This window comes from Nonomuraea sp. NPDC050786 (genome assembly GCF_040654115.1).
GTDB lineage: Bacteria > Actinomycetota > Actinomycetes > Streptosporangiales > Streptosporangiaceae > Nonomuraea.
Window position 1 is genome coordinate 219942 of sequence record NZ_JBFAHJ010000013.1, and the last position, 13633, is coordinate 233574.

At 71.0% G+C, this 13633-nt stretch carries 5 protein-coding genes; all 5 read left to right on the forward strand.

Going from position 1 to position 13633, the window contains the following annotated elements; genetic code table 11:
- Nucleotides 1-21: 21 nt before the first annotated feature.
- From AB0H84_RS24660 to AB0H84_RS24680, 5 genes are read left to right on the forward strand one after another with little or no spacing between them, the layout of a single operon-like run.
- Nucleotides 22-3252 carry an amino acid adenylation domain-containing protein gene (locus tag AB0H84_RS24660; protein WP_357608388.1) on the forward strand — a complete coding sequence of 1077 codons (3231 nt, stop codon included), beginning with the start codon at nucleotides 22-24 and terminating at the stop codon, nucleotides 3250-3252.
- Entirely contained in the window at nucleotides 3249-4415 is a 1167-nt protein-coding gene (locus AB0H84_RS24665; RefSeq protein ID WP_357608391.1) for an acyltransferase domain-containing protein, read from the forward strand. The genes AB0H84_RS24660 and AB0H84_RS24665 overlap by 4 nt, the downstream gene beginning before the upstream one ends.
- Nucleotides 4412-7771 (forward strand): amino acid adenylation domain-containing protein, encoded by a 3360-nt coding sequence (locus AB0H84_RS24670; RefSeq protein WP_357608393.1) that lies wholly within the window; start codon nucleotides 4412-4414, stop codon nucleotides 7769-7771. The genes AB0H84_RS24665 and AB0H84_RS24670 overlap by 4 nt, the downstream gene beginning before the upstream one ends.
- A complete protein-coding gene (locus tag AB0H84_RS24675) occupies nucleotides 7764-10322 on the forward strand; it encodes a beta-ketoacyl synthase N-terminal-like domain-containing protein (RefSeq protein ID WP_357608396.1) in 2559 nt (852 codons plus the stop codon). The genes AB0H84_RS24670 and AB0H84_RS24675 overlap by 8 nt, the downstream gene beginning before the upstream one ends.
- A 22-nt stretch (nucleotides 10323-10344) precedes the next feature.
- A complete protein-coding gene (locus tag AB0H84_RS24680) occupies nucleotides 10345-13623 on the forward strand; it encodes an aminotransferase class III-fold pyridoxal phosphate-dependent enzyme (protein WP_357608399.1) in 3279 nt (1092 codons plus the stop codon).
- Nucleotides 13624-13633: the final 10 nt, after the last annotated feature.

Here is a 13633-nt window from a genome sequence, read left to right on the forward strand (position 1 = left end):
TCGGCTCCAGGAGGTAACCGGGTGAGCGGGCGCGATTCCCGGATCGCCGCCGCGTCGTCCGCGCAGCGGAGGATGTATCTCGCCTGGGTCATGGAGCCGGACGGCACCGCCGACAACTGGAAGGCGGTGCTCGACGTGGGCGGGGATCTCGAGACGGACCGCCTTGAGCGTGCGCTCAACGTGCTGCACCGTCGGCATGAAGCCCTACGGACGACGTTCCTGGAGCGCGACGGTGACATTCTCCAGGTGGTGCGGCACGTGGATGACGTCGCCGCCCAGCCCGTCCTGGTCGACGTCGTCGAGGCCGAGGGCGAGACGCCGGACACGCGGCGGGAATGGGCGCACGTCGAGGCCCGGCGACTGGCCGACATCCCGTTTGATCTCGCGTCGGGACCGCTGTGGCGGGCGAGCGTCATCCGCGTCGGGTCCGGGCAGCATCTGTTGCTCTTCGCCTTCCACCACATCGTCATCGACGAGATCTCCGCGCAGATCTTCGCTGAGGAACTGTGCCTGGCTTACACCGATCCCGAAGCACACGCCCTCGCCGCGCCAGTCACTCAGTACTCCGAATTCTGCCTGGCGCAGAACAGCCGCGGGGTGGATCGCGAAGGCCTGGACTACTGGCGTGGCCAGTTGGCCGGCGTCCAGCCGCCGCGCCTGCCTGAGGACGGCGAGCCCGGCCCGGACAGGATGGTCGGTTCCCGGCTGCCGGTGCCGCTGTCAGAGAACGTGGCGGTGGAATTCGCAGCGTTCTGCCAGGAACGCAAGGTCACCCCGTTCACCTGCCTACTCGCGGTGTACTTCGTCCTGCTGCGGCGCTGGACCGGGGAGAGCGACGTGACGGTCGGCGCGCAGATGCTGGGCCGGCCGCACTCGGACTTCTTCCGGACGATCGGGTTCTTCGCCAACACGGTGGTGCTGCGCTCCCAGGTGCTGCCGACGCCGACCTTCGCCCAGTTCCTCGACGGCGTCGGGGACACGGTCCAGGACGCTCTGGACTATCAGGACGTGCCGTTCGATGCCGTGGTGGACGCCCTGGCTCCGCAGCGGAACGCCGACCGTAACCCGCTGTTCCAGGCCAACATCGAGTACGACACGCTCGACCCGAACGGGGTCTGGGCGCTGGACGGCCTCCAGGTGACGGTCGCGCCGGACCAGTCGGACCAGTCGGGGCTGCACTTCGACCTGAACCTGCGCGTTCAGCGGCTGGACGGGGACCTCGCGGTCACCGTCGAGTACGACCGGCGGCGGTTCTCCGACGCGGTCATGCAGAGGTTCGCCGAGGCATACGGAACTCTTTTGCGGTCGCTCATCCGGACGCCCGACGTCCCACTCGGGAGCATTCCGATTCTCGACGGGCCCGGACTGGCGTGGACGCTGGCGCTCGGCGCCGGCGACGGGACGCGCGACTCTGCCGCCGTGAAGTGCACCTCGGCGTGGGAGCTCTTCGAACTGACCGCCGCGTCCACTCCCGAACGTGAAGCGGTGCGCGCGGGGGCGGAACACCTCACCTTCACCGAACTGGCCGACAAGGCTCGGATGACGGCCGCGGGTCTGCGCGCCCGCGGCGTGCGGACCGGCACCGTGGTGGGGATCTCCCTGCCGAGGCGCACCGATCTGCTCGTCGCGATGCTCGCCACCTGGTGTGCGGGCGGGGCCTTTCTGCTGTTGGATCCGCAGCAGCCCGAGGCCCGCCGCCGGATGCTCATCGAGGAGGCGGGCGTCGCCCTGCTGGTCGCGGATGAGTCCTTCGCCGAGGTGGAGACGGTCTCCGCGGTCGGGCTCCGGGCGGACGCGGCGCAGTCTGCCGAGGGGGAGTCCGGCGCCGGCGTCACGTGTCGCCCTGCCGCCGCCCCGGCCTACGTGGTCTTCACCTCGGGTTCCACAGGAAAGCCGAAGGGTGTCGTCGTCGACCAGGCGGGCGTGGTCGCGCTCGCCACCACCCAGCTCGCCCCGATGTACGCCCAGCTGCCCGAAGGCCGGCAGGCGACCATCGGTGGAATCAGTCCCTTGACTTTCGACGTGTTCGTCAACCAGTGCCTGGCCATGATGGCCTTTGGGCACCGGCTGGTGCTGATCGACGAGGACGAGCGCATGGACCCGCTCCGGCTCCTCGCCCGGGGATCGGATCCCGGGTCGGCGATCGACGTGCTCGACCTCAGCTGCAGCCAGATGGAGATCCTGGTCGACGGCGGCCTCCTTGAGCTGCCGCACCGGCCGAAGATCCTGGTGACCGGCAACGAGAACGCCTCCGATCGGCTGTGGCAGCGCCTGCGCGACGAGCCCGGGCTTCTCGCTTTCACCTCGTACGGCGTCACGGAGTGCACGGTCGAGTCGACCCTGACGGAGATCCGTGAGCATCCCCGGCAGGTGGCCGGGCGCGCGGCCGGAATGTCCCGGCTGTACATCGTCGACGACCAGCTCCAGCTTCTGCCGCCGCTGTTCGCCGGCGAGGTCTGCATAGGCGGGCCCGGCGTGGGCCAGGGGTATGTGGGACAGCCCGGGCACACCAGCCAGCGGTTCGTCGCCGACCCGTTCAGTGACGTCCCCGGACAGCGCATGTACCGCACCGGCGACAAGGGCCGACTGCGTCCGGATGGGCAGCTGGAATTCCTGGGCCGGATCGACGACCAGGTCAAGGTTCGCGGCGTGCGCGTCGAGCCCGGTGAGGTGGAGACCGCGCTGCTCGCCCACCCCGCCATCGCTCGAGCCGCCGTCGTCGCGACCGACGAGGGCACGCCCATGGCGAAACTGGTGGCCTACATCGTGCCGGGCATCGTGCCGGGCGACGAAGGCGGGGACGGGCTGACGACCTCCGCGGTCCGGGAATTCCTGCGGGGCAGGCTCCCATCCGCGATGCTGCCTGACCGGGTCGAGGTTCTCGACACGTTCCCGGTCACGGCCAACGGCAAGCTGGACCGCGGGGCACTGTCGGCCCGCAAGCCGACGAGCACGGAGCCGGACGCGGACGGGGCTGTCACGACGCCTGCCGATCCTCGGGAACAGCAGCTGTGCGAGATCGTGGCCGAGGTGCTCGACGTTCCGGAGGCGTATCCAGACGACGACTTCTTCACTCTCGGTGGAACGTCACTGCTCGCCATGCAGCTGAGCAGTCGGGTGCGCGCCGTCCTGGGGTGTGAGCTCAACGTTCGGGCGGTCTTCGACTCGAAGACGATCCGGGGCATGGCGGCTCAGCTCACCGTCGCCGGCAGCAGCCCCCGGCCCACGCTGCGCAGGAGAGAGAGATCGTGACAGCGGCTGGAGCCGGGCCCCGGATCGGGTTTCTGTTCCCTGGGCAGAGCTCCGAGTACGCCGGCATGGGCGTGGGGCTCTACCGCGAACACCCGGTGTTCCGTGCGGCGGTCGACCGGCAGGCCGACGTCTTCCGCCGCCTCACGGGCGTCGGCCCGCTCGACGTGTTCGCCGACGCGGCCGCCCAGACCCGGGCCGAGCTGCTCCAGCCGGCGCTCTTCCTCCTGCAGGTCGCGCTGGCGGAGTTCTGGACCTCGTGCGGGGTGACGCCGGCCGCGGTAATCGGCCACAGCCTCGGCGAATACGCGGCCGCCTGCGTGGCCGGGGTCTTCGGTGCCGAGGAAGGGCTCGAACTGGTCAGCGCGCGCGGCCGGTCCTTCGCGGCCGTCCCCGGTGCCGGCCGGATGGTCGCCGTGGGCTGTCGCGACCTGGGCGAGCTGGAGCGACTGGTCGCGGCCCAGGGAGACGCGGCGGCGGTAGCCGCGTACAACGCGCCGGAACGCGTCACCGTCTCGGGCACGGATGCCGCGATGCATGCGCTGGAGAGTGCGTTCGAGCAGCGGGGCTGGCTGACGATCCCGCTGGAGACCACGCACGCCTTCCATTCGACGTTGGTCGCCCCGGCCGTCCCGGCCCTGGTGGCGGCGGCGGGCCGGATCGCCCACCGGCCGCCGGCCGTGCCGCTGGCGCTGAACGTCACCGGCGGGTGGGCGACCGGCGGGGATCTCGGCGCGAAGTACTGGGGTCGTCAGCTCACCTCGCCGGTCCGGTTCCTCTTCGGCATCCGTGCCCTGCTCGACAGCGGCTGCACGGTCCTGCTCGAGGTGGGACCCGGCCGGACGCTCACCACCTCGGGCCGGTCCCAGGCTGGCGGCGACGAGGTCTGGCTGCCGGGTCTGTCCGCCCGGAATCCGGACCCGGCCACGGTCCTGGGGCACCTGGACCGTCTGGAACGGGCCGGTGTTCGGGTCGATTGGGCGGCGTACTACGCGCCGTTCCGCGCGAGCAAGGTGTCCGCGCCCGCCGCGGATCCGTTCTCGCCCGAGGAGGCAGAACGGCTGCTGGCCTCGTTTCATTCGCTGAACCAGGACCAGATCGAGTCGCTCCTACCCTGGCTGGCCGACCACGACGCCGCCGGATCGACCGAGAGGACGATCTCATGACCGACCACGACATCCGGACGCGGCTGGAGGCGACGCTCCGGTCGCGGGCCGGCCAGGCGCGGACCGAGCATCCGCTCTCCTACGCGCAGCGCTCGCTGCTGTTGCTGCATCAGATGAACCCGGACAGCGCGTCCTACAACGTCGCCTTCACCGCCCGGTTCACCGGCGGGTTCGACTCCGCCACGCTCCACCGGGCGATCCAGTCGCTCGTCGGCCGGCACGCGGCGCTGCGTACCACCTTCAGCCCGGTGGGCACGGGCGGCCCGGACGACACCGCGGGCCGCCAGACCGTGCACGGCTGGCTCGAACCCGACTTCGCCGAGCTGGACGCCCGTCAATGGACCGGGGAGCAGCTCGACGAGGCGGTGCGGACCGCCAACCGCAGGCCGTTCGACCTTGCGGCCGGCCCGCTGATCCGGGTCCGGGTGTATCAGGTGGCGCCCGGAGAGGCCGTCGTCCTGCTGGCCCTCCACCACGTGGTGTGCGACTTCTGGTCGCTCGGCATCATCGTGGCCGAACTCGAGCAGCTCTACCTCGCGGAGGCCGAACGGCGCCCCGCGAAGCTCCCAGGACGAAACGTCCCGTACAGCGACTTCGTCGCGCACCAGAGCCGACTGATCGCCGGTCCGAAGGGCAGCAGGGCGCGCGCCTACTGGCACACCCAGCTCTCCGGTCGGCTGGAACCGACCGAATGGCCCCGGTTCGACCTCGACCCGTCGGACGCAGGCGAGGGCGGATCGATCGTTTTCCCCTTCCCCGCCGGGCTCGCCCACGACGTGGTCACGCTGGCCAAGGAGGAGGGGGTCACACCCTACGTGGTGCTGCTGACGGCCTTCCAGGTCCTCGTCAGCCGCTACACCGGGCAGCGGGACGTGCTGGTGGGGGCCCCGTTCGCCGGCCGGACCGACCGGACGATGTCCGAGAGCGTCGGGAACTTCATCAACCCTGTCGTGTTGCGCGCCGATCTGAGTGATGCGCAGTCGTTCCGGAAACAGCTCGGCCGGACCCGCCGCACCGTTCTCGAGGCGCTGGAGCACCAGAGCTATCCGTTCGAGCTGCTCGTCAGCGAGCTGGCCCCGCGCCGGGTGGGCGACCGGAATCCGGTCTTCCAGGCGATGTTCGGCTACCAGAAGCCCAGCCGGTACCCGGCTCACGCAGGCCTGTACGTGGCCGACGAGGGCGCGGGGCCGGTCGCCTGGGCCGGGCTGACCGCGGTGCCATTCCGGCTGGACCAGCAGGACGACCAGCTCGAACTCGTATTGGAGATCGTCCACGACGGGGACCGGCTCGTCGGGTTGCTCAAGCACCGCGCGTCCGTCTTCCCCACCGCGGTGGCCCAGCGGATGACCGAGCACTACCTGACACTGCTGCGGGCCGCGATCGATGATCCGGGCCGGAGCGTGGCGGATCTGCCGCTCCTCACCGAGGCCGGCGACGGCATCAACCTGCACGCCATGACGGTGTCCGTCGGGCCGGAAGACAGCTTGGCGGTCCGGTTCCGCAGGACTGCGGAGCAGCACGCTGATCGCGTGGCTGTGCGCTGCGCCGGCGACCAGCTCAGCTATGCCGAGCTCGACGAGCTGGCCGGACGCTGGGCAGCCCGGCTGCAGGCCGAGGGCGTCGGGCCGGGCAGCCGCGTCGCCCTCCTGCTCGAACCCTCCATCGACACGGTGGTCGCCATCGTCGCCACCCAGCGGGCCGGCGCGGCCTACGTGGTCCTGGACTCGTCCTATCCCGCGGCCCGGTGCCGGATGGTGCTCGAGGACAGCGAGGCGCGGGTGGTGCTCACCCAGCCGGACCTGGCAGGCATGCTGGCCGACGCCGCGGTGCCGGTCCTGGTGATGCGGGAGACCGACCTGCCGCCGGCCGGCGAACCAGGAGACCTGCCGGGTGCCGGCGACGTGGCCTACACCGTCTACACCTCGGGCTCGACCGGGACTCCCAAGGGGATCGACGTCGAGCACGGCAACGTGCTGAGCCTGATCGACGCGATGCGCGAGTACACCGTCATGGACGAGACCGCGGTCGGGGCGCTCTTCCACTCGACCGGCTTCGACCTGTCGGTCTGGGAGGTGTGGGGCACTTTGCTCGCCGGAGCGCGCCTGGTCGTCGTGCCCTCGACCGCGGTCCGGTCGCCCGACCTCTTCCACACGCTGCTCGTCGAGGAAGGGGTCACACACATCGTCCAGACCCCGTCGGCACTGCACGGCCTCGCGGCCGCGGTGCGGCAGAACGGTCCGCGGGGCCTGGCGCTGCAGCACGTCTTCTCGTGCGGTGAGCCGCTGCCCGCGCCGCTGGCCCGGACCGCCCGCGAGTGGTGCGGCACGCTGTGGAACATGTACGGCCCGGCCGAGACCACGGTCTGGGTCACTGCCCAGGCGGTCCGGGCGGAGGACTGCGCGGGCACCGGCGTGCCGGTCGGCCGCCCGCTGGCGAACACCTGGGTCCACGTGCTCGACGAACACGGACGGCCGGTGCCGCCGGAGGTCACTGGAGAGCTGCACATCGGCGGGCAGTGCGTCGCCCGCGGCTACGTCAATCGGCCGCAGCTGACGAAGGAACGCTTCCTGGACAGCCCCTTCGAGCCCCAGGGTCGGCTGTACCGCACCGGCGACCTGGCGCGGGTCAACTCCCAGGGACTGCTGCAGATTCTCGGCCGCGTCGACAACCAGGTGAAGATCAGCGGGTTTCGGATCGAGCTGGAGGAGGTGGAAGCTCAGCTGGACAAGGTGCCCGGCGTCCGAAGGTCTACGGCGCTGGTCGTCGGCGCAGGGGTCGATGACCGTCGGCTGGTCGCCTGTGTGATCCCCGAACCGGGACGGCAGCTGACCGAGACCGCCCTGAAGACGGAGCTGCGTTTGTCGCTGCCGTCGTACATGGTGCCGACCGCGATCAAATTCTTCGACGCGTTCCCGCTCAACGCCAGCCAGAAGGTCGACCGCGTGCAGCTCGCCGGGCAGTTCGCGAATGCGGCCGTGCGGACCGAACCGGGGCCCGTCGTGACGCTGAGCACCCACGAGCGCCGGGTCGCGGCCATCTGGCGGCAGGTCCTGCAGCGGCCGGACATCGGGCGCGAGGACAACTTCTTCGACCTCGGCGGCACCTCCGTATTGCTGATGCAGGTCCACCAGCAGCTGCTCACCGGCGACGCCGCGGACCCGTCGCTGAAGGTCTCCGAACTGTTCCGCTATCCGACAGTGGCCAGCCTGGCCGCGCGCCTCGGCCGGGTCCCTGCCGGCACCGCCGCCGGTGGCGCCGGCCGTGACCGGAGGTCGAACCGGCGGGCCCAACTGGTGGACGACACGGTCCGCGGCGCGCGCCTGCGCGCTCGCGAACGGGGAGGGAAGAATGCCTGACGACGCGGGCGCTCTGACTGCCCGACCGAACGACGTGGCCGTGATCGGGATGTGCGGCCGGTTCCCCGGCGCTCCCGACCTGGACCGGTTCTGGAGCCGGCTGCTCGCCGGGGACGACCTGGTGAGCACGTTCACCGAGGCCGAACTCGCCGCTGCCGGAGTGCCTGAGCGGGTGCTGCGTGATTCCCGCTATGTCCGGCGATCCGCCTTCCTGCCCGACGCGTTCGACTTCGACCCCGAGTTCTTCGGCTACACCCGGCGCGAGGGGAGGCTGCTCGATCCGCAGCAGCGGATCCTGCTGGAGGTCGCGTGGGAGCTGCTCGAGACCATCGGCTACTCGAGCGGGACTGGCGACCAGGCCGTCGGGGTGTTCGCCGGCGCGTCGATGAACACGTACCTGACTAACGTCGTGGCCCGGGCCTGCGACCCGCTGAGCTTCGACGGCACCGAGATCATGATTGCCAACGATAAGGACTACCTGACCACCCGGATCTCCTACAAGCTCGGCCTGACCGGGCCGAGCGTCAACGTGCAGACCGGCTGCTCGACGTCGCTGGTCGCGGTGCACATGGCCGTGCAGAGCCTGGTCGCGGGGGAGTGCGACATCGCGTTGGCCGGCGGCGTCTCGGTGATCGCCAACAGTATTCCCGGCTACGTGTTCAGCGAAGGGATGATGTTCTCCCCGGACGGGCAGTGCCGTCCGTTCGACGCGGACGCCGCGGGCACGACGTTCGGTGACGGGGTCGGCCTGGTCGCCCTGAAGCGGCTGGCCGAGGCCGTCGAGGACGGCGATCAGGTCCTCGCCGTGGTGAAGGGCTCGGCGATCAACAACGACGGATCCGACAAGATCGGTTACACCGCCCCGGGATTCGAGGGGCAGCGAGCCGTGATCGCCGAGGCGCACGCGGTCGCCGGGGTGGGCAGCGACACCATCACGCTCGTCGAGGCGCACGGGACCGCGACGGCGCTGGGCGACCCCATCGAGTTCGCCGCGCTGAGCGAGGCGTTCACCGACGGCGGGGCCCGGCCGGGGCAGTGCGCCCTGGGCTCGGTGAAGGCGAACGTCGGGCATCTGGCCGGGGCGGCGGGGATCACCGGGTTCATCAAGGCCGTGCTGGCCCTGCGGCACCGTGAGATCCCCGGTCACCCGGGCTTCACCCGGCCGAACCCGCAGATCGACCTGGAAGGCAGCCCGTTCCGGATCGGCACGGTGGCGACGGCCTGGCCGCCGGGGCCGACCCCGCGGCGGGCCGCGGTCAGCTCGTTCGGGATCGGCGGCACGAACGTCCACGTCGTCCTGGAGGAGGCGCCCCCGCCCGGCCGTCCGACACCGGCCGACGGCCCGCGGCTGCTCGCGGTGAGCGCCAAGAGCGACAGGGCGCTGCGCGAGCTGGCCGGTGGCCTGGCCGACACTCTGGACCGGCCGGACGCCCCCGATCTCGCCGCCGTTGCCTACACGCTGCGGGTCGGCCGGCGCGGTTTCGCGCACCGCCATGCCGTCGTCGCCGGCGACCATGCCACCGCCGTGGCCGAACTGCGTGCCCTCGCCGCCGGGACGCTCGCGGCCCGGCCGGCGGCGGAGACCGCCTCAGCGGTGTCGTTCCTGTTCGGCGAGGTATCTGTCGAGGACTTCCGGGTGTTGGCCGGGCAGCTGCCCGCCGTCGCCGACATAGCGCAGCGGTCCATCGACAATGCTCTGATCTGCGCCGAGAGCCCGATGGCGGCACGGGTGACTGCCGGCCAGGTGCTCGCGACGCTGTGGGCCGAGTCCGGCGCCAGGCCCGAGGCGGTCGGGGGAGCGGGGGCCGGCGAAGTCCTCGCGGCCTGCTACAGCGAGGTCCTCGACGAGGCCGACGCACTGGCGCTGCTGTCCTGGCGGGCGGGTCAGCTCGACGGACCGCCCGTCGTGCGGCCGCGCGTCCCGCGCGTCCCCATCCTGTCGGCCGTCGTCGGCGGCGAACTGCCGGAGTCCCGGGCGCTCGATCCGCTGTACTGGACCCGGGACGTGTGGGAGGGCGGTCGGCTGGCCGAGGCCTTCGCGGACCGGGCGTCGGACGGGGCGACGGTGGTCGCCATCGGAACCCTGCCTGACGGACTGCCCGCGATCGGTCCGGACGCCGATTCGGCGCTGCCGCCGGTGGCGCGGCTGCTTCACGACGCGGCCCGACTGTGGACCGCGGGCGTGCCGGTGGACTGGTCGGACTGGTCCGGCGAAGAGCCCCGCAGGGTCCCGCTGCCGGCGCACCCGTTGAACCGCAGCCGGCTTCGTCTCGACGAGCCGGATCCGGCACCGCCCACCGGCGCCGTCCCCGACGGCCCGCCGCGCGGCGACGAGCTGAAGCGGGTGCTGGCGAAGCTGTGGTCCGAGGTGCTGCGCACCGAGGTCGACCGCAACGACCGGAGCATCTTCGACATCGACGACGACTTGATGCTCGCGGTGCGGCTCGCCAAGCGGATCGAGGCCGAGCTCTGCGTGTCGCTGCCGACGATCGACCTGCTCAAGAACCCGACGATCGACCGCCTGGCGGCGCGCCTGGACCGGGCAGGCTGACATGAACCACGAGGAGAACACCGTGGATCCACTGCTCCAAGAGGTCGTCGCGATGGTCGGCGGCTATTTCGACATCCGGCCGGACCGGCTGGACCCCGACCTTTCTTTCACGGATTTCGGCGCGGACTCGATGGCGCTGCTCGGCATGCTGCGGTTGGTCGAGGACCGCTTCGACTGCAAGGTGCCGCTCCGGCAGCTGTTCGGCGACGTTGCGACGCCGTCCGGCCTGGTGGCGTACCTCGCCGCGCACGCGCCGGCCGAGCGGTTGCCGGGAGTGCCGGTAGTGGCATCAGTGTCGGCCGCCGTCGATGTGACGTCGGCGGCGTCGCCCGAACCGATGGCGGCTGCGCAAGCCGTCGCAGTGCCCGCGGTCGAATCGCCATCCGGCGCCTCGACGGCGGTCGAGCACTTGATCGCCGAGCAGCTCCTCGTCATGCGGCGCCAGCTCGACCTGCTGGCCGGCGGCACCTCGATCGCCGCGGTCACCGCTTCGGCGCCCACGCCGCGGCCCTCCGCGAGCCCCGCCCCACCTCGCTCGACTGTCCCGCTCGCCCCCGGTGCTCGGAGTGCGGCCGGCCCAGTGGAGACGGGGCAGCGCACCCGGTATCTCAAGATCCTGGCCGACCGGTTCGGCACCCGGACGAAGGGCTCGAAGGAGTTCGCCCAGCGATTCCGGCCGCTGGTCGCCGACAGCCGCTCCTCCATCGGCTTCCGTCCCACGACCAAGGAGATGCTGTACCCGATCGTCTCCGAGCGCGGGCAGGGCGCGCGGCTGTGGGACGTCGATGGCAACGAGTACGTCGACCTCACCCTGGGCTGGGGCGTCCACCTCCTAGGCCACAATCCGCCGGTCGTGATGTCGGCCCTGCGCGAGCGCCTTGACCTCGGTTTTGTCCTCGCTCCGCGCACCGAACTGGTCGAGGAGGTCGCCGCCGGTCTGCTCGAACTCACCGGTATGGAGCGGGTCGCCTTCCTGAACACCGGCACGGAGGCGGTCATGACGGCGCTGCGCATCGCCCGGGTGTCAACCGGCCGCGACGACGTCGTGGTGTTCTCCACGGCGTACCACGGCCACGCCGACAGCGTCCTCGCCGCTGCGTCCCACGAGAACGGCGAGCTGCGCACCCGGCCGGCCGCTGCAGGCATCCCGTCGAGCGCCGTGGCGAACATCCGCGTGCTCGAGTTCGGCACCGACGAGGCGCTCGAGTACATCGACAGGCACGGTCCGCGGCTCGCGGCGGTGCTGACCGAGCCGGTGACCCTCCGCACCCCCGGCGTGCAGAACCCCCAGTTCCTGCGCCGGGTACGGGAGATCACTCAGCGGCACGGCACGAAGCTCATCTTCGACGAGATGGTGACCGGCTTCCGCTGCCACGCGGCCGGCGTCCAAGGTCTGTACGGAATCGAGGCGGACCTGGCCACCTACGGCAAGATCATCGGTGGCGGCATGCCGATCGGGGTGATCGCAGGGCGGGGCGGGATCATGGACGCCATCGACGGCGGCGTCTGGAGCTTCGGCGACGACTCCCGCCCGACGGCCGAATCCACGTTCTTCGCCGGCACGTTCAATCAGCACCCGATGTCGATGGTGGCGGCCAAGGCGATGGTGGACCACCTGCGCGCGGCGGGCCCCGGCCTCCAGCGCGACCTCGACCGCAAGACCGAGCTGTTCACCGACCAGCTGAACGCCGACTTCCGCGAGCTCGACGTCCCGATCAAGGTCGGCCGGTTCTCCTCACTGTTCCGGTTCGAGCACGAACAGAACATGGACCCGCTCTACTTCAACCTGCTCGACCGGGGCGTGTTCGTCTGGGAAATGCGCAACTTCTTCCTGTCCACGGCGCACGAGCAGGCCGATCTCGATCACATCCGGGCGGCGGTGCGCGATTCCATCACCGAGCTGCGGGAGCACGGCGTGCTCGGCGACGGCCGGCCGGGTTCGGCGGCGACCACGCCGCTGCCGGTGTCACAGCCTGCGTCACCGCCTGTGAACCCGCCCAGCACCCTCGCGCAGCGGCAGCTGGTGGCGCTCGACGAGGGCGGCGTTCCGGCGTACGGGATGTCGGTCGGTTTCTGGCTCGACGGTCAGCTGGACGGCGACGCGCTGCGCGGCGCGGTGCAAGGTGTGGTCGCGCGTCACGAGGCGCTGCGGACCACGCTCGGTGCGGACGGCCGGACGCTCGTCGTGCACCCCGCGGCGGAGACGGTGTTGGCCGACGTACTGACAGAGGACAGCTGCCAGACCGAGGAGGAACTCGAAGCCTTCCGGGATACCTGGGCCGGACTGCGGTTCGACCTGACCGCGGGGCCGGTGTTCCGCGCCGCGGTGGTGCGGGTCGCCCCGGACCGGCATCTGCTGCTGCTCTCGGCGCACAACGCGGCGATGGACGGCTGGTCGTTCGATGTCCTTGTCGGCGACCTCGCGGAGCTTTACAACGCGAGCCGCCGGGGCACCGCCGCGCAGCTGCCGCCGGCCGTGCAGTTCCGGGACTACGTCGCCTGGCACGAGGGGGTCGGCGCCGGCCCGGCGGCCGCCGAGCACCGGGAGTACTGGCACGGCCTCCTGAAGGACGCGCCCATGCCGACGTTGCCTTCCTCGGGCCGGGCGGAGACCTTTCCGTACCGGGCGGTGCGGCACAGCTTCCTGATCGATTCAGCGTTCTGCGACCGGATGCGCGCCACCGCTCGCGAACAAGGCGCCACGGTGTTCGCCTACCTGGTCGCGGCGTGGGGGGCGGTGCTGCACCGGGTGACGGGACAGGACGACCTGGTTGTCCCGGTCGCGTCCGCCCGCCGTCCGCCGGAGCTGGACCCTGTGGTCGGGTACTGCTCGAACTTGCTGCCGCTGCGCCTCCGGATGCCGGCGGGCGTCCTGGTCGCGGACTACGTGGCCGAGGTCCTGGACCACCTGGTGACCGGGCTCGAAAGCCAGGACTACCCGTTCGCGGACCTGATCGCGGATTTCGCCCCGGCCGGAGCCGGCCTGCGCAGCGAGCTGTTCACGACATCGATCTCGTTCTACCGCCAGGTGGCGGTGCCTCCCTTGGAAGGGCTGGCCGTGTCTGAAGCCGATCCGTTGCCGATCAAGCACACCGGTCATCCCCTAGCGCTGAACATCGTGGAAGGCGAGGACGGACTCCGGTGTGATGTCGAGATCGCGGCCGACATCGTTCCCGGAGATCTCGCCGAGGACATCCCGGATTACTACCAGAACCTGCTCAGCGCCATGATCGACGATCCCGAGCGACGGCTGAGCGAACTGACTTACGACGACCCCGACGCCACACAGCCCGGCGTATGAGCCCCTCGAC

Excerpts from the sequence above, each read along its gene's own strand:
- AB0H84_RS24675 (WP_357608396.1), top strand. The coding sequence starts at position 7,764 with ATGCCTGACGACGCGGGCGCTCTGACTGCCCGACCGAACGACGTGGCC.
- AB0H84_RS24670 (WP_357608393.1), top strand. The coding sequence starts at position 4,412 with ATGACCGACCACGACATCCGGACGCGGCTGGAGGCGACGCTCCGGTCG.